The organism is Aeromonas sp. sif2433 (genome assembly GCF_019218705.1).
In the GTDB taxonomy this organism is placed as follows: Bacteria; Pseudomonadota; Gammaproteobacteria; order Enterobacterales; family Aeromonadaceae; genus Aeromonas; species Aeromonas encheleia.
On the sequence record NZ_JAHUXD010000004.1, the window covers coordinates 91,094 to 112,294 of the forward strand.

A 21,201-nucleotide genomic window follows, 5' to 3' on the forward strand; every position below is an offset into this window, starting at 1 on the left:
AGGTGGATCAGATTGACCTGGATCACCGCGGGATGCGCATCATCCGGCTATAAATGCCATTGCCCTGCCGGCCCCCTTGGCGCAAGATCGGCCGGAGCCGGGCCTAGAGCCCAGGGTCAGCAACCTTGGCCCCTTGCCGCTGCACAGGGCAACAGCGCCAGCAACAAGCCCGCGGCCAGAATCCATCTCACCGAACCCGACAGAGCGACATGACCCCAGATCCTGCAACCCCGAGTGACCACTTTCCCGTCTCCGCCGTGATCCTGGCCGGTGGCCGCGCCACCCGCATGGGGGGCGAAGACAAGGGCTGGGTGCCCCTGGCGGGCAGGCCCCTCATCGGACATGTGCTCGAGCGGCTGCGGCCCCAGGTGGACGAGCTGCTGATCAACGCCAACCGCAATCAGGCCCGTTATCGGCAGCTAGCCCCCGTCATCGAGGATGGTAACCATGACTTCCTCGGCCCGCTGGCGGGCATGCAGGCCGGCCTGGCCACCACCCACCACGACTGGGTGCTGTTCGTGCCCTGTGACGGCCCCGGCCTGCCGCGGGATCTGATGCGCCGCTTTCGCGCCGCGCTGACGCCGGAGGCCGGACTGCTCCCCGAGCTGGTGGTGGCCCATGACGGCCAGCATCTGCAACCCGTGGTCGCCTTGCTGCACAAGTCGCTGCTTCCCTCCCTGCAGCAGGCGCTGGCCGAGGGGGAGCGCAAGATAGCCTGCTGGTTCGGCCGCCACCGGATGGCGGTGGTGCACTTTGCCGATCAGCCGGACGCCTTCATCAATCTCAACGATCCGCGCGAGCTCTCGGCCTACGAGGCGCGTCTGCTGGCTGAAAATGCACCGCTGGCGGGGGGAGCGCGGCCATGATCTCCCGGCTGCCGCTGCTCGGCTTCGTCGCCTGGAGCGGCACCGGCAAGACCACCTTGCTGGAGCGGCTCATCCCCCTGCTCGGCCAGCGCGGCCTGCGGCTCGGGGTGCTCAAGCACACCCATCACGATTTCGACATGGATCAGCCGGGCAAGGACAGCTATCGCCTGCGCAAGGCTGGCGCCCGGCAGGTGATGGCGGCCTCGAGCCGGCGCCACGCCCGCATCGTCGAGACCCCGGACGGCGAGCCTCCCTTTTCCGCCCTGCTGGCCGGCTTCGACTGGGCTCAGCTCGATCTGCTGCTGATCGAAGGCTTCAAGCACGAGCACTTCCCCAAGATAGAGCTGCATCGCAGCGCCATCGGTCGGCCACTGCTGTTTCCGGAGGATGGCGAGGTGATGGCGCTGGTGAGCGACAGCCCCCAGGCCACCACCCTGCCCCAGTTCGATTTCGAGGCGCTGCCCGCCATCGCCGACTTTATCTGCGCCTGGCTGGGCGAGCGGCAAGGGGCCAGCGGCCAGCAAGACCGGCTTACCGACCATGACCAGCCATCGGCGCAGGCGGCCCTGCTGGCGAGCCAGGCTCTCATCCGGCAGCCACTGCGTCTCAGCGCCCTGGCCATGACGGCTATCCCCAACCCGGCGGGCGACGGCTATCTGCCCGCTCATCTCGGCCAGGATGCCAATGGCATCTTGCAGGTCAGCCCGACAAGTGCTTTTATGCCTTCTGCCCTCCCCGCAGCCAACTGTCTGATCGAACTCGATCCCTCCCGCCCGGCCATCGCCCCCGGCGAGCGGGTCTGGGTTCGTCCGCTGGCGGGGTGGATGCCGTGACGCCGGCGCGGCGACACGAGAACATCAATCTGACATGAGACGATTCCCTTGCGCCTGAACGCCCCGCTCTCCCGCTTCGATCTGCTGATCTATGGTCGCTACCGCCTGGTTCACGGCCTGCGCATCTCCCTGGCCTTCACCCTCACCTTCCTGCTGACCCGTGAGCTCAAGCTGCCGGAGAGCACCTGGCCACTCATCACCCTGGTGGTGGTGATGGGCCCCATCTCGTTCTGGGGCAACGTGCTGTCGCGTGCCCTGCAACGGGTGGTCGGCACCATCTTCGGTGCGGCCTGCGGGGTAGTGGCGCTCTATCTGGAGCTCTACTCCATGCCGCTGATGTTGATCTGGTGCAGCGGCATCATGTTCCTGTGCGGCTACCTGGCGCTCGGCAAGCGTCCCTACGTGGGGCTGCTCATCGGCATCACCCTGGCGGTGACCATGGGCGCCATGCCGGGGGACATAGAGACAGCGCTCTGGCGCAGCGGCGACGTGATCCTGGGCTCGGTGCTGGCGCTGTTGTTCTGCAGCATCTATCCCCAGCGCGCCTACAGCCACTGGCGGCTGCAGATGCACGACACCTTGCAGCAGGCACACCGCCTCTATCACACCCACCTCTCCCCCAACATCCTGGAGCGCCCCAAGCTGGCCCGCAGCCATTCCCAGCTGCTCTCCAGGATGGTCAGCCTGCGCCCCTTGCTGACTCCCGCCGTCAAGGAGACCCGCCTCAGCAGCACCCTGTTCGAGGCCATCCAGACCACAATGCGCAACACCTTCTGCACCCTGGAGATGCTGGCCAACACCTACTGGACCGATCGCCAGAGCCACTTCCTGATGCAGAGCAGCCCGCAATTGCGCGCCTGCCAGCAGGCCACCGAGGAGGTGATCACCCAGCTCGCGCTCATGCTCAAGAGCGGGGATCCCCGCGCGGCCGAGCAGGCCATCGCCCGCTTGCAGGCGGCGGCGGCCCAAGTTCAAGCCCAGGTGCGGCTCAACACCGGTGCCGAGGCCACCGTCAGCGGCTACCTCTGGCTCAACGTGCAGCTCATCGAGCAGCTCAGCCACCTGTACCGCCTGCTGGGGCTGGTGCTGCAGCCCTACAACAAGCCCTCGGTGCGGCCATGAAAAAGCCCCGCCGAGGCGGGGCTTTTCTTTTCAATTGACTGAGGGACGGCAGAACGCATTTCACGACCTGCATGGCCCTTGCGCCCTCTCTAGGTCGGCCTTGCCGGTGAATCCGCGGATGGCGTCTGAGCGCCAAACACCGCCACCGCATTCCTGCCGCCCTGCTTGGCGCGGTACATGGCCTCGTCGCCAAAGTGCAGCAGATCCCGCTCATTGTCTGCCTGGTCTGGATACATCACCACGCCTATGCTCGACGAAATATCCAGCTCAACACCGTCATCCATGACAAAGGGCATGTCGAGCACCTTGCGGATCTTTTCCGCGACAAACACGGCATCTTCCATCTTCCTGGCATCGGGCAGGAGGATGACGAACTCGTCGCCACCGATGCGCGAGGCCGTATCGGATTCACGCAACACGGCCCCCATCCGTGACGCGACCTGCTTCAACAACCAGTCTCCGGCCCCATGCCCGTGCTGGTCATTGACCGCCTTGAACCTGTCCAGATCGATGAACAGCAGCGACAGTTTGCGTTGCTCCCGCCTCCCCAGCGCGAGCAGCAGGCTGAGCCTGTCTTCCAGCATCCGGCGGTTCGGCAGACCGGTCAGCTGGTCGTAGAACGCCATCTTCCGAATGGCGTCTTCGGCGGCCTTGCGCCGGGTGATGTCCCGGGAACTGCCGACGATGTGGGTCGGTCTGGATTCACCGTCCAGCATGATGTTGGCCACGACCTCGACCGGGACCAGGCTCCCGTCCTTGTGCCAGACCTCCAGTTCGATCTCGATGTGGCGGGCCGTCAGGTCTCCCTTATCAATGCGTCTGATGTGATCCTCCACCGCCTCGCTCCACGCGCGGGCAGCCTGTGGCGGCAGCCAGTGGCGCAGAGGGTGGGTGGCAATGTCTTCCTGGGTCAGGCCACGCAGCCGTTCGACCGAGGGGCTGGTGTAGCTGTATTGCATGGAGGGATATTGCATCACCCAGATCACATCGTTGCTGTTTTCCGCTATCAGGCGATACAGGGCCTGACTCTCCTGCAGCGCCTCTGCCAGACGCGAACGCTCTATGGCCAGCTGCGCCAGTCTGGCGTAGTCCGCCAGCAGGGCGAGATCATGGGCATCCGGGACGGCGGGTTCCCGCCGATAGAGGTTGAATACGCCGATGATCCGGCCATCCCCGTTTTTGATGGGCTGGGCCCAGGCGGCGCGCAGCCCGCTCTCGACCGCCTTGTCGCGCACCGCGGCCCAACTGGGATCGGTGGCAACATCCTGTGCAATCACCCTCTCCCCACGGAGCACGGCCGCCACCGCAGAGCCGTTCCCCTCCGCGATAGGCATGCGCCCGGTGGGGCTTCGCCACTCATCAGGCAAGTCAGGGGCGGCGCAGTTGACCAGCTCGGTGCCATCGTCAGCCACCAGAAATACGGTGCCCAGCACACCGGGGTGATAGGCATTGATGATGCGCACCATGGCATCCAACACCTCGGACAAGGGGACGTTATGGCCCAGCTGCTCCAGCACCTGGTTGTTCAGATAGAGGTAGTGATTGTGCGCCGCCAGTTCCCGCTCGGCGGCTTCACGGGCGATGGTCTGGTTATGCAATTCGGTCACGTCGGTGGAGACACCGATCAGCGCCAGGGGTTGATCCGGCAGTTGCACCGGCACCTTGACCGACTCGTAGTAACGGGTCTCCCCGCTCGGCGTGGTGGCTACCTCCTTGCCGCTTTGCTTGTTGCCCGTGGCGAACACCTGGCTATCGAGGAGCCAGAAATGGTCGGCCACCTCCGGCGTCAGGATTTCGTGATCCAGGCGCCCGATGATCTGCTCGGCCGGCAGGCCAAACATCTCGGCGGTCTTGGCGTTGACGTAGACGAAGCGCCGCTCGCTGGTCTTGAAATACACATGGGCGTCCAGGGTGTTGAGGACCAGGTTCAGCAACTCGCGCTGCTGGTGATTCTGGCGCAAGAATTCCACCAGCAGCCACTGCAGGACGGAGAGACAGACCAGCGCCACCACTGAGAAGATCACCTGATTCCACCAGTGGAACAGGTACGCCGCCTTGCTCACCGCCACCACTTGCTGCCACTGCCCAAGGTGCAGCGGAGTCAACACCGCAAGCCGCTCCACGCCGTCTACCGTGGAGCGGTAGAATTTCACATCCGAACCGTGCCGGGTCTCCTGAAAAGAGGGTTTGTGGCTGGCCTGCCACCCCGCCACCCCATCGGCAGGAGCCCCTGAATTCGCATAGCGATACAGCAGCTTGCTCGTGCGCTGGTCAAACATGGCAAGAACCACGTTTTCCCCCAGGTTGAAGCCGCGCGTGTCATCGGTATTGAGCCAGGCTGACAGGCTCTGCAGGCTGAGATAGCCGATGGCACTGCCCAGCAACTGCCCGTCCGCAGACTGTATCTTTCTGAACATCACCATGCCCCCGCCCCCCTGTTCGCTGTCCTGATCACTGGACACAAAGAAGAGGGAAGAGTCGGCCCCGCTCTCATGGAAGGCCCGATAACGGGGTGAATGCAGGAAGGAGCCGGTCTTCAGCAGGGTCGGCGGCAGCATCGATGCCAGCGGTATGCTGGATGCGATGCTCAGGATGCCGCCATCGGGATCCAGGACGGCGACGGTATCCAGCCAGGGGTGCTTCACTTCCTGTTGCAACAGGAGTTGCTTGTCTTGCGGCGCCGGCCTGGTCAGAGTAGCAGTACCGATCGAGCCGAGCCGATGATCCAGGATCTCCTGCAGCCGTTCAAAGCTACGCAGATGCATCGCCGACACGTTTCTCAGATTCTGCACCACCCCGGCTTCAATCCAGTAGCGATCCAGATAGAGGTAGCCCGCCGTAACGGCGCTCTGGACCAGCAGCACCAGCAACAGCAGATCCCGTCTGGCCGCCAGACGGGAGAAGCGCGAGCTCATGAAGGCTCGCAGACGCATAGCAGAAACTCTCATATCACCATCCCGTAACATCAGGATCAGACCCCGGCCGTCCATGTCTGTTTACCGCCAGCCGGGACGCAGGAGCGGGGTAAATCAACCAAGATTAACCCCTCACCTCGATTTCAGGCCAAACCTTTTAATAATTAATGACATAAATGCCATACAGAGCACCATTTGCGCCCGCAGGAGTCGCGGCGCCGCCCCGCAACCAGCCCTGGCCGTGGCCATGAAAAAGCCCCGCCGAGGCGGGGCTTTTTCTGCTGACTGACGGCTCCTGAGGTGCCGTCCATCCTGCCGGTCGCCGGCACTCAGACGAGGGGGCGCTCCTCTGGGGTCATCTCCGCCAGCTGCCGCTGGGTCAGGGTCGAGACCAGCTTGTCGTCGAGATAGAGGTCCAGCAGTTCGCCGCGCATCTCGCCGCGCATCATGCTGCTGCGACCGTCGATGTAGTGGATCTCCATCTGGGCCGTGCGCTCGCCCGGATAGCTGACCTTCACCTCACGCACCCCTTGCGGCAGCATGGCCAGCGGCACCTTGTTGAGGGCCGGATCCAGATGCTGGTTGACCTTGATCACCGCATCGGCCTTCTGATCCACCAGCGCCGGCGACTTGCCGGTGATGGGGTTCTTGCCGGACCAGAATTCAATGGTGTTGAACACGAACAGATCCGCCGTCGCCGCCAGGCCATAGACGGGGGAGAGCAGCACGAAGACACCGGCACGGCCATAGCGGTTGTCCACCACGCTGAGGTTGCCCTTGGTCAGCATGGCGGAGAGCCCCATCTGTCCCATGCAACCGCTGAGCCCCATGCTCGCCACCATCCCCAGCAACAGGGCCGCTGCCCTGCCTTTCTGTCGTACTGCCATCGTTCTCTACCCGCTCAAAAAAAGGAGTCGGCAGCCTAAACAAGCCGGCAGGGCGGGACAATTCACAAGGCAGGGGCGGTACAGCCAGGATTCAGTTTCGCCGCTCGACCGCTCACACTTTTGGCACTCTCGCCAGATACCGTCGCAAGGGCCGGCGGGGCGAACCGCCGGGCTCAGATGGATAGACTGGAAACCGTCTCCGAGACCCGGGTCGCCTCCTGCCGGATCTCGCTCATCAGCCGATCGACGCCGGCGATCTGCTGCTTGCCGAGTTCGGCGCTGTCGGCCACCCCGGCCATGTCGCCGGTCACCCTGGCGGTCAGCTCGCGATTCTTCTGCACCACCTTGGCAATCTCACCGGTCGACAGCGAGGTGCGGGCCGCCAGCTGGCGCACCTCGTCGGCCACCACCGCGAAGCCCCGCCCCTGCGCCCCCGCCCGCGCCGCCTCGATGGCCGCGTTGAGCGCCAGCAGGTTGGTCTGACCGGCGATGGCGCTGATGGTCGAGACGATGGCCTCGATATGCCTGGACTGCTCGTTGAGCTGGCCGATGAGGGCGATGGCCTGATCCACCTGGCCGGCGATAAGGGAGGAGGTATCGACCACGGCGCGCAGCAACTCGGCTCCCTGCTCGGCGCTGTGCAGGGTCTCCTGCGCCGTGCTGTGGGCGAGCCGGGCCGCTTCCCGGGTGGCATGGCTCTGGTGGATACGCGTGGTGATGTCGCTGGCGAACTTGACCACCCTGACCACCTTGCCGCCCTCGTCCCGGATCGGGTTGTAGGTGGCCTCCAGCCAGATGACCTCGCCCCGGCTGTCATAGCGCCTGAAGAGGCCGGACTTGAACTGGCCGCGGGCCAGCTCTTCCCAGAAGTGCGGCTGCTCACGCAAGAAGGCGTCGTCGCAGAAGAGCCGGTGATGCTTGCCCTGCAACTGGCCGAGGCCGTACCCCATGCAAGCGAGGAAGTTCGCATTGGCGGTGATGATGTCGCCGCTCGGGGTGAACTCTATCATCGCCTGGGATCTGTCCAGCGCCTGGGCCAGTGCCTCCTGGCGTTGCAGGTGCTGCTGCCGGGCCGTCATGTCGGTGGCCAGCTTGATCACCCGGGTCACCCTGCCCTGCTGCTTCACCGGGAAATAGCTCGCCTCCAGCCAGCGCGTCTCGCCCTTGTGATCGATGCGCTCGAAGAGGCCGGACTGGGCCTGCCCCTGCCGAAGCCGGCTCCAGAACTGCTGATAATCCGCCGAGCGGGACGCCTCCGGACGGCAGAACAGAGCGTGATGCTGCCCCTGCAGCTCGGCCGCCCCGTACCCCATCAGGCTCAAGAACGCCTCGTTGGCCTCCAGGATCGCCCCCTCCGGGGTGAAGATGATGGTCGCTATGCCCTGCTGAATGGCCTCGACGAAGCCCTGCTGCTCGCCGAGCCGGCTCTGGCACGCCAGCAGTTGCGCCTTAAGTTTGTGATTGAACATGGTACTCCTTGAACTGACGAACCGGGCCAACACGCCCGCCCACTGCCGGACGGTATCGGCCGCGCGGGCGCCGATATGAGTGGTCTGATGACTCGAGGGGGCGCGGGGCGCGCAGTGTAGAGAAAAGCGGCGTCGCCGCCAAGACCGCCAGTACGTAGAAGAATCGCTCCTGGATCACCCGGGATCGATCAGGGGACCGGGCACCACTCCAGGCAGGCCGGGTTCGCCACGAAGCCGAGCCGCTCGTACAGCGGGCGTCCCTCCTCGCTGGCGTGCAGCCACAGCTTGCCCAGCCGCTGTTCCCGGGCATAGGCCGCCATGACATCGAGCAGGGCGCTCGCCATGCCCCGCTTGCGCCAGGCCGATTGTGTGTACATGTTGAGCAGATAGGCCTCGCGCCCCGCCAGGTTGCCCGGATAGGGCGGCCGCACGAAGAGTGCCAGGGTGCCGCATGCCACCGCCTCGCCATCGACCTCCACCAGCCAGGAGCGGGCGCTGCCATCCCTCTCTGCCGCGCTAAAATAGGCCTCGGTCGCCTGCCACAGCGCCCCATCCGCCAGCGGATCATCGAGCTCCCCCAGCTCGCAGAACAGCGCCATGCGCAGCCGCACCAGGGCGGGGATATCGGCGGCCTTGGCCTCGCGAATTATCATGTCTCTTCCTCGGGTTGCACGACCGGGGCGGCTCGCCCCCTGTCACCATGACAATAGGGGCCAGCAGGCCCCTTCATTTGACTCTCACGTTAATGGGCGCCCGCCCCCCTGGCAAGGCGCCAGTGATCCAGCGCCAGCGGGCCTGCGCCCCACACCGCCAGGGTCAGCAACATCCAGCCCCACAGCTGGTGATCGTGGAAGCCCCCCGCCCACAGGGTGGGGTAGGAGATGACCGCCATGATGTTGAACGCGAACAGCAGGGCGGCGACGGGGCGGGTGAACAGGCCGGCCAGCAGGAACAGCGGCAGCAGCAGCTCGGTCGCCGTCCCCACATAGGCCGCCCACTGCCAGGGCAGCAGGGGCACCCGATATTCGGATTCAAACAGATAGAGGGTGGAGTCCCAGGCGTTCAGCTTGAGCCAGCCCGAGCGCAGGAAGACCGAGGCCACCCACAGCCTCGCCAGCAGCAGCACGCCGCCGCTGAGCCAGGGTTGGATGCGCCCGGCCCAGAGGCAGAGCGGCTTGGAGAGCTGGTGTTCCGTCATGGCATTAGCTCCAGATCGACCAGCAGATCGAGGGTAATGAGTGGGGTCAGGTGCTCGGCCGCAGAGGGCGTCTGCGCCAGCAGCCTGGCCAGGGGTTCACCCTGCCGGCAGCCCAGCAGCAGACTCCAGGCAGCCAGATCCAGGGGGAGCGGCATCACCCTGTGATCCCGCTGCTTCTTCAGCACCAAGTGGCAAGGCGCATCCAGCTCGGTCACGGTGGCCCCCTGATGCAGGGCCATCTGCCACAGCCCCAGCACGGGGTAGGAACTCTCGAACAGCAGGAGGTCGCTGGCGGGCAGCAGCACCAGCTGCTCCCAGCGCTCGGGAGGGACTGCGGCGAGTCGCTCGGCGGGCCAGCGCCTCGGCTCGGGCGCCAGCAGGGCGGCCCTGTCCAGCGCCCATTCGAAGCGGGCAAGCTCCCCGAGCCAGGGCAGCGTGACCGTGGTCGGCAAGTGGGCGAGCCAGTCACCGAAGCCATCGCCATAGTGCATGACGCTCCCCTCCCGCAGCGGCTCGGCCAGCACGAAGCCGCGCGCCGCGGCGGCGAAGAATGCCTCCCCCACCATGGCCTTGACCGCGGGATAGCTGCCGGCCAGCACCTCGGTCAGGCTCAGGATGAAGTGGTTGCGATAGACCCGCAGCACGGACTCGGCCGGCAGGAAGCTGGAGTGGATCTGCGCCAGTATGGCGTCATCCTCGCCGAGCAGGCCGCGGGCAAAGGCTTGCTGCAACTGCGCGAGCTCAGACATGGGCGGCCTCCTGCCCTGTCCCTTGCGCCGCGCTCAGGATCTGGTGGGCGCGCTCGGCCTCCTCCAGCAGCACCGGCAAGGGGGGAATATCCAGATCCCACTCGATCAGGGTGGGGATGGCGCGCTGCCGGCAGACCTGCCGATAGAGCGCCCACACCGGCGGCGCCACCGGGGCGCTGTGGGTGTCGATATAGAGGTGGCCCTCGGGCAGGCGCTGATCGGTAAAGCCGGCGAGGTGGATCTCGCCGACGGTGTCCAGGTTGATGGCGGCCAGATAGTCGGCGCAATCGAAGCCGTGATTGACGCTGCTGACATAGAGGTTGTTGAGATCCAGCAGGATGGCGCAGCCACTGCGGCGCTGCAGCTCGGCCAGGAAGGCCCACTCGCTCATCTCGCCGGGCAGTTGCAGATAGGACGAGGGGTTCTCGATCAGCAGCTGGCAACCCAGGCTCTGCTGCACCCGCTCTATCTTGTCGCTCAGATGGCCGAGCGCGGCCCGGGTATAGGACACCGGCAGCAAGTCGTTGAAGTAACGCCCGCCTATGCTGCCCCAGCTCAGATGCTCCGAGACCCGCACCGGCTTGATGGCCGCGATCAGGGCCGCCAGCTGGCGCAGATGAAGGGGATCGAGCGGATCGGCCGAACCGAGCGACATGCCGACCCCGTGCAGGCTGATGGGGTAATGCCCGGCCAGCTCGGTCAGCACCTCGAAACCCCGGCTGTGGCGCTCGAAGTAGTTCTCGCTGTGCACCTCCAGCCAGCCGACCCCGGGCAGGGTCTGGCGGATCTCGTCCTGATGGGGGGTGCGTAAACCTATACCGATCAATGGGTTCATGGCGGGGCTCGCTGTCATAGTGGGAACCATGATGTGGCAGGGGCGCCACATCATGGCATGGCGCTTACTTGGGTTGCAGCGACCCGCCCGTCAGCTTCTCGCACAGGCCCTTTGGCATCACCAGGAACGCATCCCCCTGGGCATCCATCTTGGCGGTGCCGGCGCAGGAGTTGCTCTTGGTGGCGCAGTCGTTGTTCCCCGCCTTGGCCACGCCGTAGCACTTCTCCTTGTCGTCGGCCGCCATGGCCGGGGCGGCGATAAACTGGGCACCGAGGGCCAGCAGACCCGTCATGGCAGAGGCGATGGCAGTGCTCTTTTTCACGTTCATGTCAGTCATCCTTATCGTTGGGAATGGCGTCTCCGGTGTCTGGCATCCGGCTACCTGCAATAAAACCGGCAGACGGGGGAAATTATTCCCAACAAATTGCATTAACGCGTTACTAACAGATGCAATAACGCTAACGCTTTGTTTTAAAACCAGATCGGATGACAGGGTACCGAGCGCAGCCAAGGCGGCCGCCCGCGCAGAGGCCAGAGCGCGATGATCCCAGGCCCGCTATCTCGCGCCGCCCTCCCCGCATCACAGGCCAAAAAAAGGGCCAGCGGGCCCCCTTTAGATCTCATGACTGACCGGCAGATGCGGGTACTCAAGCCGTCTTGACGCACTTCTGGACGAAGCTGTTCTTGGCCGCCCCCGCCAGCTTCTTGTCGGCCGCCGCCTTCTCGCACTGAGCCGTCTTGTCGGTCGCCGCATCCGTCTTCACGCATTTCTGGATAAAGCTGTTCTTGGCGGCACCGGCCAGCTTCTTGTCGGCGGCCGCCTGCTCGCACTGGCTCGCCTTGGCGTTGACCGGGGCATCCTTGACGCACTTGCCCACAAAGCTGGTCTTGGCTGCCCCGGCCAGCTTTTTGGCCGCAGCCTGCGCCTCGCACTCCTGCTGCGCCCCAGAGGTAGCGCTCTGGGCCACCCCCATTCCCATGCCCATTACCGTCACACACAGACTCAACACCATCAGGATCCGCTTCATATGACCAACTCCCTTCGTTCTATCCATTGTGGTTAGCCCCCACTCACGCGGGCCAAACGAGGCACTCTCGCCTCGCTGCACTATAGTCCCCCCGCCCCGTGACAACAAAAAGCGCACCGGCTCGCCGAATACGCCATCCCACATCCCGCCCTTTCCTCCCCGTTCAGCCCCTGCGATTGTTGAGCTGGCGCAAAAAACGCAGATCTTCCTGATAGTTGCGTCACTTTCTGACTGGTTTGCATATGAGGCTTGAGGATATGCTGGTCATTCGGCGCCTACAGCACCATCCGGGCCCCGCCCGCTGGTTGTTGATGGAGCGCATAGAGGGAGTGATTGAAGCACCTTAATTTCAGAGCTTTTACTTTTGACACCTAGGTAAAAAATAAGGGATAACATGCAATATTCAGTAGATGATTTTTGGCAGTCAACCTTTTCGAATATCCAAAAGAAAATCACCATCTCAAATTACAGTGGTTGGCATTCAGATAATAATCACGATGAATCTTATGTAGAAGCTAACCTTAGCTTGCGCGAGGGCTACGATGATATTTCCAAACCAATCTGGTTAATTGCAGCACCTGGCGCAGTTGGTAAATCAACACTTGCAAAAGAGTTATGCGCTAAAACTGGCGCCATATATCTAGACCTAGCTACAGCAGCCACAGTAGGGGGCAGTTGCATTACAGGTGGTCTAGTTTACACAAATACATTGGATTTATGGCGCGCCGGCAAAACAGCACTTGTTATTGATGCTCTAGATGAAGCTAGACTACGAGTAACGCAACCGGCTTTCGAAGATTTTCTGAAAGATGTTTATCAAGTATCAAGCATGGGTCAATATCCTATTGTATTACTTGGAAGAGTGGGGATCATTGAAGAGACATGGGCAACCATATCAGAGCTACATGGTTTCGAACCACCAATATTTAATATCGAATTATTCGATATTACACAAGCAAAAATATTTATAGAAAGAAGATTAAGCAAGCTTACGACATTGATGCGCCATGATGGTGAACTTGAGTATCCTCATTTGGGTAAACTATTAGATCAACACCAGCAGGTTTACTCCGATGCAATAGATATTGTTATTGATGGTTTGAATAGTATATCTAGCAATGCCCTTGATCATTTCGTTGGTTACGCTCCTGTCTTAGATGCAATTACAAAAGTTATAGCACTAGAGTCAAACCCATCTCGCTTGGGTGAAGAGCTTAGAGGAATCCTGAATAGCGATGTATTGATTAGGCTCAGTGATGAAATTCTACATCGGGAGTCTAAGAAACTTGAAGATCAGCTAAAGCTAAGCATAGAAAACTTACCCGAGAATTTGTACTCCCCTTCAGAGCAATTACATAGGTTAGCATGCCGTTTATTCAAACTACCATCCCCCACAGCACCTGATAACATCCCTCCTCAGAACTCAACTTCTTACATGGAGGCTGTAAATAGCTTACTGCCACAACACCCATTTTTAGATGGCAGTGGAACTAATCCATCGAATGCTGTCTTTGCAGCACATATTGTTGTTGCGGCCTTGAAAAGCAAAGAACAAAAGCTGGTTAGCTGTGGTGAGTCATATTCTAATCACATGCACCATGCTCCAAACCCATTTTTATTCGATTTTTATCAACACCAAAAAGATAGTGTTGTTCCTGTATCTCATGTTGGACTTCTTTATGAATCTGTACTCGCAAAGTCTAGAATGGGAGAGGTGATAGGCCTAAATATTGATGAAAGTGAAGATGATACTCTTGATGTCGAAATATCTAAAGTTACAAGTGACTGCGAAAATCCATATATTGAAAAGTTCCATACTGACCTATCTGGGGTATTAAGCTTAGGCCGTCGAGTATCCAATGTCATGATTGATGCAGAGGATTTATATGTCACTCTAGGAGATGGGGATACGCTGGAGATAATATCTCCCACTTCAGTGAACTGCAATTATCTAGACTTGCACTGTAAAAACATAATTATAAAAGGAGAGAGCAGCGTACAACACTCCTCAATAGTTCTGGAAGCTACTGATGCCTCTACTACAGAAATAACAAGCCAGCCAACAATAAGAGGGCGAGTTAATTTCATGGTGAATTGGCCTAATTCTCACATATTTCCTTGGACACCTTATAGTCTTTCCAGTGCTATATCAGAAGATGACTCAATAGATGGTTTGACTCGTGTGTTTCGCCGCATAATCATGGCTTTCAGGTCTCACAGTAAAGGCAGACTTGCTAGATATAAAGATAAGATAGAGCACTCTCGGATGCTAAAAGGCCACCAAGGAAAGGCTTTATTATCCAAGTTACAAGAAGACAGGATAATAAAGTTGGAGAAGCACATGTATTATCTCGATGCTAATGCACTAGGTGAAATAACTGGGGCGTCATATATAGATGTCAATTTAAAACGATATTCTCAGGAAACTATAGAGTATATTAAATCTGCATTAAAATAATTTATTTGTACAGTTCTAAATATAATCTGACACCGGCCTAAAACCGGTGTCTTGTTTACTCAAAGGGAATGAAATCTGGGGCATAAATAAATTTGTAGGGAAGGAAATCTAGAAGTCCAGGACACCCACCTTTCTGAACCAGCCATTACTCGGCTGGCTCATGTTTTATCCCTATCCATCCAACCAAAACTCCCGCCCAATCCCCACTCCGGCGACAAACTCGGGATCGTGGAAAACCAGCAGCAAGGTGCCCAGGTAGTCGACTAGCACCTGTGTGAGCAACTGGCGGGAAGCCTGATCCAGATGGCTATCCAGCTCATAAAGCAACCACAACCCGGTCTGTGGGGCCATCACCATCAGCAGGATCTGCAACTTATAGGATTACATCCAGCAATGAAGTCCCATAGGAGTTATCTATGGTGCAGCGCCACTGCCCATCGGCCTCCTTGCGAAATACATAGGTGGCACGCCGGTTCTCGTCGATCCAGCTACCATGCCCGTCGGGATAACGCAGTCGGGTCTCCATGATCACCAGGGCGTTGTCGGCCCCCTCTAACACCTCCATAGCCCCCTGGGTCACCTCAAGCTGGCCGTCAAAGTAATCGGAGATGGCGGTGAAGGCGCGGCGGATGGCGGGAATGCCGTGCGCCACCATGCCGGGTTTGATAACCAGGGCGGCGTCCTCGGCATAGAAGGCCATCAGGGCGTCGAAGTCGCGCCGGGAGATGGCGGCGTCACAGGTCTCGATCAATATGCGAAGGGGATGCTGACTCATACCGTGCTCCTTTGTTTCAGGGGAATCATCCAGGGCTGGATTCCCCGCCCTATGCCGGATAAAAAAATCCCCCGCTCTTTGCAAAAAGGCGGGGGATTTTCATTTTTCATGGGTACTTAACCGAGCAGGAAGGCTTTGAGGCGGCCAAAGTCTGCGGGCAAGTTGTGGGAGAGCAGCGGCAGGGCGGCGTGCTTGGCCAGCGGGGCTGGCAATGGCACATCCAGCCCCAGGATCTCGTCCACCGACTCCTTGAACTTGGCGGGGTGGGCGGTGCAGAGGAACAGGCCCACCTCGTCCTCGGCGAGCTGCTCGTTCAGCAGATCCCAGGCGATGGCGCCGTGGGGCTCGCACAGGTAATCGAGCTGGTGCAGGCGCTGCAACGCAGCGCGAGTCTGGGCATCGTCACGCATGCCCGAGCCCAGGGTCTCCAGCGCCCAGCCTTCCCGGCGGCACAGCTCTTCCACCCGCGGCCAGTTGTTGGGGCGGCTCACGTCCATGGCATTGGACAGGGTCGCCACCGTCTGGTGCGGCTCCCAGCTGCCGGTTTTCAGGTAGCGCGGCACGGTGTCGTTGGCGTTGGTGGCGGCGATAAAACGCTTCACCGGCAGCCCCAGCGCCTTGGCGATGAGGCCTGCGGTCAGGTTGCCGAAGTTGCCGGACGGCACGCTGATGACCGCCTTGGCGCGATCGGCTTTGGGCAACTGGGCCAGGGCCTCGAAGTAGTAGCAGACCTGTGCCAGCAAGCGGCTGATGTTGATGGAGTTGGCTGAGTTGAGGCCGATGGCCTGTTTCAACTCTGCATCATCGAAGGCATCCTTCACCAACGCCTGACAGGCATCGAAGTCGCCGTCGATGGCGATGGTACGGATATTGCCCCCCAAGGTGCAGAACAGTGCCTCCTGCAGCGGGCTGATCTTGCCCTTGGGATAGAGGATCACCACCTCGATCCCCTCCAGCCCGTAGAAGGCGTGGGCCACGGCGGCGCCGGTGTCGCCCGAGGTGGCGGTGAGGATGGTGATCTTGTCGTTAGTTCTGAAGCTGGCCAGGCACTGGGCCATGAAGCGGCCACCGAAGTCCTTGAATGCCAGGGTCGGGCCGTGGAACAGCTCGAGGGCGTAGGTGCCGTCTTTGAGCTTCACCAGCGGCGCCGGGAAGGTGAAAGCGGCGTCGATCAGCTCGCTGACCTTGGCGGCGGGCACCTCGTCCCCCAGCAGGTGGCTGATGATGCGGGCGGAGCGCTCGGCGAGCGGCAGGGCCAGTAGGGCATCCACGTCAGTCAGGGGTGCAATGGTTTCGGGGAAGAAGAGTCCCTGTTGGCGACCCAGCCCCTGGCGCACCGCCTGGGCAAAGCTGACCTGTTCACTCTTGTCCTTGATATTGTAAAGATTCATAGCTCGCTTCCTGTTACCCGTGCCCCGGCCATGTCCAGTTTGCAGACCCGGGCAAATCCATCTTCGTTCTGCACGAAATGTGCATCCATCCAATCCTTCATGCGCTCGGCCTGGGCCAGATCCTTCATCACCACGAACACGCTGGGACCCGAGCCCGAGATGCCGGTGGCAAGCGCCCCGTTCTGGGCGGCCTGGGCCCGCACCTCGTTGAAGCCTTCGATCAGCGCCGCGCGATAGGGTTCGGCGATCACGTCTTTGAGCACGCTCGCCGCCAGCGGCTCCTGCTGGGTGTAGCTGGCGTGCACGAAGGCGGCCAGCCGGCGGCCATAGGTGAGGCAATCCTGGCGGCGATACTGGGCCGGCAAGATGGCGCGGGCGGCGGCGGTCGACACTACTGTGCCGGGGTAGCAGACCACCCAGTACCACTGCTCGAACACCGGAATACCCTGGCTGATGACCCCCCCCTCCTCCACCACCAGCTGCAGGCCACCGAGATAGCAAGGCGCCACGTTGTCGTAGTGGACCGAGCCGGAGATGCGTCCTTCCATCTCCCCCATCAGCAGCAGCATGGCGTGCTCGTCCAGCAGATCGCCGTGGAAGGCGTTGAGCCCCTCCAGCGCCGCCACCACGCTGCAGGCGCTGGAGCCGAGGCCCGAGCCCACCGGCAGGTTCTTCTCCAGTACCATCTCCAGCGGCAGCATCTCGCGGCCTATCTTGGCCAGCGCCTCGCCATAGGCGAGCCAGCAGTCGTAGAGGATGTTCTTCTTGGGATCATCCGGCAGCTTGTGGGCGTAGCGGCCCACGGAGGAGAGCGCGAAGGGCTCGGCGGTTGCTGACGCCGCCTTGACCTGCACCCGATCCCCCAGCAGGGAGCCATCCACGGGGGCGAGCGCCGCCCCCAACACATCGAATCCCACGCTCAGGTTGGCACTGGAGGCGGGAGCATAGGCAACCACACTGCCTTTCTTTTCCAAATAGGGGTTCATGTCTGAACTCATGCTTATAGCTCCTGCTTCCAGTTCTGGGTGCGCAGCACGTCGGCAAAGACGCCGGCGGCAGTCACTTCGGTGCCCGCGCCATAGCCGCGCAGCACCAGCGGGATCGGCTGGTAATAGGTGGAGAAGAAGGCGAGCGCGTTCTCCCCGTCCTTGACCTTGAACAGCGGCTCATCGGCACCGACCGCCTTGATGGCGACCTTGCACTTGCCCCCCTCGATGGAGCCGACGTAGCGCAGCACCTTGCCCTCGCTCTGGGCCAGGGCGAACTGATCGCGGAACCAGCCGTCGGCCTCGGGCAGGCGGGCCATGAAGGCCGCCACGTCACCGCTCACATCGAAGCCAGGTGGCAGCGCCTGCTCCACCTCCACATCAGACAATTCCAGCGCCATGCCGGACTCACGGGCCAGGATCAGCAGCTTGCGCGCCACGTCCATGCCGTTCAAATCGTCGCGGGGATCCGGCTCGGTGAAGCCGTTGCCACGGGCGATGCCGGTGGCCTCGGAGAAGGCCATGCCCTCGTCGAGCTTGCCGAAGATGAAGGAGAGGGAGCCGGACAGGACGCCGTCGAAGGCGCGCAGTTTGTCACCGGCCTTGATCAGGTTCTGCAGGTTCTCGATGACCGGCAGGCCGGCACCGACGTTGGTCTCGTACAGGAACTTGCGGCGAGTCTGGCGGGCGGTGCGACGCAGCGCCTTGTAGTAATCGAGCGACCCTGTATTGGCCTTCTTGTTCGGGGTCACCACGTGGAAACCGGCGGCCAGGAAGTCGGCGTACTGGACGGCGACGGCCTCGCTCGAGGTGCAATCGACGATCACCGGGTTGATGAGGTGGCTCTCTTCCACCAGCTTCTTCACCGCTTCCAGGCTGAAGCTGTCACGGGCTTCCACCAGCTGCTCACGCCAGTTGGCGAGGCTCAGCCCATCCTTGTTGACCGCCATCTGGCGGCTGTTGGCGATGCCGACCACCCGCAGGCCAGTGCCCTGCTCGGCGAGCACCGGCTGCTGGCGCGCAATCTGATCCACCAGGGCCGCGCCGACGCCGCCCACACCGACCACGAACAGGTCGATGAACTGCTGGCTGCCGAAGAAGTTCTGATGACACGCCTTGATGGCTTCCGCCACCTTGCGATCCCGCACCACCGCCGAGATGGAGCGCTCGCTCGACCCCTGGGCGATGGCGACGATATTGATAGAGGCCTGGGCCAGGGAGGTGAAGAAACGGGCCGCCATCCCCTTGCTGGTGCGCATACCATCCCCGATCAGGGAGATGATGGCGAGATCGGTCATGATCTCGAGCGGATCCAGCAGCTGGTTCTTGAACTCCAGCTCGAACTCGCGCTCCAGCACCTTGCGGGTCTTGTCGCTGTCGTAGCTGTGGATACAGAAGCTGACGCTGTACTCGGAGGATGACTGGGTGATCAGCACTATGCTGACCCCGGCGCGGGAGACGGCGGAGAAGATGCGACCGGCCATGCCCACCATGCCCTTCATGCCGGGGCCGGAGACGTTGAACATGCACATGCCGGAGAGATCCGAGATGGCCTTCACTTTCAGGTCATCATCCCCCTGATCGACCCCGATCAGGGTACCAGGCCCCTGAGGGTTGAAGCTGTTCTTGATGAGGCAGGGAATGTGGAACTGGGCCACGGGGGCGATGGTTTTCGGGTGCAGCACCTTGGCGCCGAAATAGGAGAGCTCCATCGCCTCCTTGTAGGAGAGGGTTTTGAGCAGATAGGCATCCGGCACCAGGCGGGGATCGCAGTTGTAGCAGCCCTCCACGTCGGTCCAGATCTCGCAGCACTCGGCATCGACACAGGCGGCCAGCACGGCGGCGGAGTAGTCGGAGCCGTTACGACCCAGCAGCACGGTCTCACCCTTGTCGCTGCCGCCGGTGAAGCCCGGCATCAGGTAGAGGCAGTCTGAGCGAAGCCCATGGGCGGCGAAGCGCAGGCGGGAGGCTTCGATGTCCACGTGAGCCTCGAGGTAGCCGCCGTCGGTGACCAGCAACTGCTCCGGCACGATCGAGCCTAGCTCGACCCCACGCACCCGCAGCAGCTCGTGCATGAAGGCGATGGAGAGGTTCTCGCCCCGGCTCAGGATGCGGGCCTGCACGTTGTCCGGGCAGAGCCCCAGCAGGCGGATGCCCTGCATCAGCCGCTCGACCTGATCCAGCTCGGCGGTGAGACGAGCCTGCAGCGCCTTGTCGTCCAACGCCGGATAGGCCGCCTTCAGCCCGGCCAGCAGGCGGGAGAAGATGCCGTTGATCTCAAACAGGGTACTGCTGGCATCCATGCCGCGACTGGTCTGCTCCACCAGGGCCACCAGGTGATTGGTCACCTTGGCCGGTGCCGACAACACCAGGGCAACCTGGGACTGACCGTGGGTATTGACCGCGATATCGGCTACCCGTAAGAAACGCTCTGCGTCGGCCAGTGACGACCCGCCAAACTTCAATACTCTCATCGCATTCTCTCCCTGTATTCCCTGCAAAGTGACCGGCAAATCGGCCTGAAAACTGTCCAACAAAAAGGCCCGTACTGGGTGGGTACGGGCCTTTTCTGATTTCTGTGCTTGTTCGTCAGCGCATCAACCGGCCCCAGTGCCACCTGTGGTGGTACCGGTAATAATGGTGGTGGTGATGACGTTGATGAATGACTGCATGACGAACACTCTTGAACGAAGCTGGCTTTTAGCAATACCGCGCCGGGCGCCGGGCTGTCAACTTAAACCTCTTTGCCGAGTCGGCGGGCGAGGTCTTTGCAGAGCAGATGCAGCATATTCAAATCCCGCTGCGGCAGCATGGGCACTCGGTCCATCACCCATTGATGCAGTTTTTCATCCTGCGAAACCCCGAGTTCATCGAGAATTTCTGCTGTTTTTGATTTGAGTACCCGAACCTGCCCGGCGCTATCAAAACTTTCTGCTACGGCCTGGGGTTCGTCCAGCAAGGGACTCATCTCGTAGGCATACAGCATGATCGCCTGGCCCAGATTCAAGGAGGGATAGCTCACCTTGAGCGGCAGGTAGCTGATGAGGTCGACCTGAGCGAGCTGCTCGTTGGAGAGGCCTGACTCCTCGCAGCCAAACACGATGGCGACCTTGTTCACCGACGGCTTGGCGCGGATCTGGTCGCGGATCTCCCCCGGCGTCAGGTAGTGCTGGTAGCGACCTCGCTGGCGAGCCGTGGTGGCAATCACCAGATCCATGTCGGCAAGGGCTTCAGGCAAGCTATCAAAGGCCTCAGCCTCGGCCAGGATCTCCTGCGCCCCGTGGGCGACCCAACTCGCCTCTTCCTCTTCGTGTACCCGGCTGGCCACCAGGCGCATGGCATCGAAGCCCATGGTTTTCATGGCGCGGGCGGCCGCCCCGACGTTGGCCGCCCGGGCTGGTGCCACCAGGACAAAATAGAGTTTCATTGGGTTTCCTCTTGGGCAGGGCCGACCTCTCTCATCAAGGGTAAAGCATCGGCAAAACAGGGGCGCAATCTACCGTTTATCCCCGAAAATTGCCACTTGAACAGACGTTTGAATGTTGCCATAGTGACCCAATAGGTGGCCAAATTGCCGTCAATGATCCACGAAGTTACCGCGATGGACCGGCGGTGTGCGGATCGGGAACGAGCCGACAGACAGGCCACCACCGCCGTGCTATCGGGCCGGCTCATCACAAGGAAGAGAG

General features: G+C 61.4%; 17 protein-coding genes and 2 pseudogenes. 4 read left to right on the forward strand and 15 right to left on the reverse strand.

Features of this window, described 5'->3' with window-relative positions; translation table 11 throughout:
• Nucleotides 1-209: 209 nt before the first annotated feature.
• From mobA to KW825_RS07745, 3 genes and pseudogenes are all read left to right on the forward strand, one after another.
• Nucleotides 210-866, forward strand: coding sequence for a molybdenum cofactor guanylyltransferase MobA (gene mobA / locus KW825_RS07735; protein WP_218328837.1), 657 nt, complete (start codon nt 210-212; stop codon nt 864-866).
• A pseudogene (gene mobB / locus KW825_RS20745) lies at nt 863-1,372 on the forward strand (molybdopterin-guanine dinucleotide biosynthesis protein B); the annotation flags it as partial. The gene mobA and the pseudogene mobB, both read left to right, overlap by 4 nt.
• A gap of 375 nt (nt 1,373-1,747) precedes the next feature.
• Entirely contained in the window at nt 1,748-2,821 is a 1,074-nt protein-coding gene (locus tag KW825_RS07745) for an FUSC family protein (protein WP_218328839.1), read from the forward strand.
• A gap of 89 nt (nt 2,822-2,910) precedes the next feature.
• On the opposite strand, the gene KW825_RS07750 is transcribed toward KW825_RS07745, so the two are convergent.
• The 9 genes from KW825_RS07750 to KW825_RS07790 all read right to left on the reverse strand — a co-directional run bounded on the left by KW825_RS07750 (nt 2,911) and on the right by KW825_RS07790 (nt 11,902).
• Complete coding sequence (locus KW825_RS07750) at nt 2,911-5,769, reverse strand: diguanylate cyclase (protein WP_218328840.1); 2,859 nt, start codon at nt 5,767-5,769, stop codon at nt 2,911-2,913.
• A gap of 296 nt (nt 5,770-6,065) precedes the next feature.
• Nucleotides 6,066-6,623, reverse strand: coding sequence for a DUF3332 domain-containing protein (locus KW825_RS07755; RefSeq protein WP_218328841.1), 558 nt, complete (start codon nt 6,621-6,623; stop codon nt 6,066-6,068).
• 173 nt (nt 6,624-6,796) lie between these two features.
• On the reverse strand, nt 6,797-8,092 hold the full coding sequence (locus tag KW825_RS20670) for a PAS domain-containing methyl-accepting chemotaxis protein (RefSeq protein ID WP_218328842.1): 1,296 nt from the start codon (nt 8,090-8,092) through the stop codon (nt 6,797-6,799).
• A gap of 188 nt (nt 8,093-8,280) precedes the next feature.
• Entirely contained in the window at nt 8,281-8,745 is a 465-nt protein-coding gene (locus KW825_RS07765) for a GNAT family N-acetyltransferase (protein ID WP_218328843.1), read from the reverse strand.
• Nucleotides 8,746-8,834: 89 nt separating this feature from the next.
• The gene (locus tag KW825_RS07770; protein ID WP_218328844.1) at nt 8,835-9,290 is read right to left on the reverse strand and encodes a DoxX family protein; all 456 of its coding nucleotides are present in this window, start codon (nt 9,288-9,290) and stop codon (nt 8,835-8,837) included.
• Nucleotides 9,287-10,039: a putative DNA-binding domain-containing protein gene (locus tag KW825_RS07775; RefSeq protein WP_218328845.1), complete on the reverse strand. Its 753-nt coding sequence runs from the start codon at nt 10,037-10,039 to the stop codon at nt 9,287-9,289. The genes KW825_RS07770 and KW825_RS07775 overlap by 4 nt, the downstream gene beginning before the upstream one ends.
• The gene (locus KW825_RS07780; RefSeq protein WP_218328846.1) at nt 10,032-10,874 is read right to left on the reverse strand and encodes a DUF692 domain-containing protein; all 843 of its coding nucleotides are present in this window, start codon (nt 10,872-10,874) and stop codon (nt 10,032-10,034) included. Before KW825_RS07780 ends, KW825_RS07775 begins: the two co-directional genes overlap by 8 nt.
• A 64-nt stretch (nt 10,875-10,938) precedes the next feature.
• On the reverse strand, nt 10,939-11,202 hold the full coding sequence (locus tag KW825_RS07785) for a DUF2282 domain-containing protein (protein ID WP_084228363.1): 264 nt from the start codon (nt 11,200-11,202) through the stop codon (nt 10,939-10,941).
• Nucleotides 11,203-11,521: 319 nt separating this feature from the next.
• Complete coding sequence (locus KW825_RS07790) at nt 11,522-11,902, reverse strand: hypothetical protein (protein WP_218328847.1); 381 nt, start codon at nt 11,900-11,902, stop codon at nt 11,522-11,524.
• A 394-nt stretch (nt 11,903-12,296) separates the two neighbouring features.
• On the opposite strand from KW825_RS07790, the gene KW825_RS07795 reads away from it, so the two are divergent.
• Complete coding sequence (locus KW825_RS07795) at nt 12,297-14,360, forward strand: hypothetical protein (protein WP_218328848.1); 2,064 nt, start codon at nt 12,297-12,299, stop codon at nt 14,358-14,360.
• Nucleotides 14,361-14,531: 171 nt separating this feature from the next.
• Here the strand turns inward: KW825_RS07795 and KW825_RS07800 are convergent.
• From KW825_RS07800 to KW825_RS07825, 6 genes and pseudogenes are all read right to left on the reverse strand, one after another.
• Nucleotides 14,532-14,723: pseudogene (locus KW825_RS07800) on the reverse strand (ABC transporter ATP-binding protein); the annotation flags it as partial.
• Between the two features lie 10 nt (nt 14,724-14,733).
• A complete protein-coding gene (locus tag KW825_RS07805) occupies nt 14,734-15,135 on the reverse strand; it encodes an SgcJ/EcaC family oxidoreductase (RefSeq protein ID WP_218328850.1) in 402 nt (133 codons plus the stop codon).
• A 116-nt stretch (nt 15,136-15,251) separates the two neighbouring features.
• Nucleotides 15,252-16,526, reverse strand: coding sequence for a threonine synthase (gene thrC / locus KW825_RS07810; RefSeq protein WP_218328851.1), 1,275 nt, complete (start codon nt 16,524-16,526; stop codon nt 15,252-15,254).
• Entirely contained in the window at nt 16,523-17,524 is a 1,002-nt protein-coding gene (thrB, locus tag KW825_RS07815) for a homoserine kinase (protein WP_042653905.1), read from the reverse strand. The genes thrC and thrB overlap by 4 nt, the downstream gene beginning before the upstream one ends.
• A 2-nt stretch (nt 17,525-17,526) precedes the next feature.
• Nucleotides 17,527-19,986, reverse strand: a complete 2,460-nt coding sequence (gene thrA / locus KW825_RS07820) for a bifunctional aspartate kinase/homoserine dehydrogenase I (protein WP_218328852.1) — start codon at nt 19,984-19,986, stop codon at nt 17,527-17,529.
• A 260-nt stretch (nt 19,987-20,246) separates the two neighbouring features.
• Nucleotides 20,247-20,939, reverse strand: a complete 693-nt coding sequence (locus KW825_RS07825; RefSeq protein ID WP_218328853.1) for a tRNA/rRNA methyltransferase — start codon at nt 20,937-20,939, stop codon at nt 20,247-20,249.
• Nucleotides 20,940-21,201 lie beyond the last annotated feature (262 nt).

Excerpts from the sequence above, each read along its gene's own strand:
- KW825_RS20670 (WP_218328842.1), bottom strand. The coding sequence starts at position 8,092 with ATGTTCAATCACAAACTTAAGGCGCAACTGCTGGCGTGCCAGAGCCGG.
- KW825_RS07750 (WP_218328840.1), bottom strand. The coding sequence starts at position 5,769 with ATGAGAGTTTCTGCTATGCGTCTGCGAGCCTTCATGAGCTCGCGCTTC.
- KW825_RS07765 (WP_218328843.1), bottom strand. The coding sequence starts at position 8,745 with ATGATAATTCGCGAGGCCAAGGCCGCCGATATCCCCGCCCTGGTGCGG.
- KW825_RS07780 (WP_218328846.1), bottom strand. The coding sequence starts at position 10,874 with ATGAACCCATTGATCGGTATAGGTTTACGCACCCCCCATCAGGACGAG.
- KW825_RS07770 (WP_218328844.1), bottom strand. The coding sequence starts at position 9,290 with ATGACGGAACACCAGCTCTCCAAGCCGCTCTGCCTCTGGGCCGGGCGC.
- KW825_RS07785 (WP_084228363.1), bottom strand. The coding sequence starts at position 11,202 with ATGAACGTGAAAAAGAGCACTGCCATCGCCTCTGCCATGACGGGTCTG.
- KW825_RS07805 (WP_218328850.1), bottom strand. The coding sequence starts at position 15,135 with ATGAGTCAGCATCCCCTTCGCATATTGATCGAGACCTGTGACGCCGCC.
- KW825_RS07795 (WP_218328848.1), top strand. The coding sequence starts at position 12,297 with ATGCAATATTCAGTAGATGATTTTTGGCAGTCAACCTTTTCGAATATC.
- mobA (WP_218328837.1), top strand. The coding sequence starts at position 210 with ATGACCCCAGATCCTGCAACCCCGAGTGACCACTTTCCCGTCTCCGCC.
- thrC (WP_218328851.1), bottom strand. The coding sequence starts at position 16,526 with ATGAATCTTTACAATATCAAGGACAAGAGTGAACAGGTCAGCTTTGCC.
- KW825_RS07790 (WP_218328847.1), bottom strand. The coding sequence starts at position 11,902 with ATGAAGCGGATCCTGATGGTGTTGAGTCTGTGTGTGACGGTAATGGGC.
- KW825_RS07825 (WP_218328853.1), bottom strand. The coding sequence starts at position 20,939 with ATGAAACTCTATTTTGTCCTGGTGGCACCAGCCCGGGCGGCCAACGTC.
- KW825_RS07755 (WP_218328841.1), bottom strand. The coding sequence starts at position 6,623 with ATGGCAGTACGACAGAAAGGCAGGGCAGCGGCCCTGTTGCTGGGGATG.
- thrB (WP_042653905.1), bottom strand. The coding sequence starts at position 17,524 with ATGAGTTCAGACATGAACCCCTATTTGGAAAAGAAAGGCAGTGTGGTT.
- KW825_RS07775 (WP_218328845.1), bottom strand. The coding sequence starts at position 10,039 with ATGTCTGAGCTCGCGCAGTTGCAGCAAGCCTTTGCCCGCGGCCTGCTC.
- thrA (WP_218328852.1), bottom strand. The coding sequence starts at position 19,986 with ATGAGAGTATTGAAGTTTGGCGGGTCGTCACTGGCCGACGCAGAGCGT.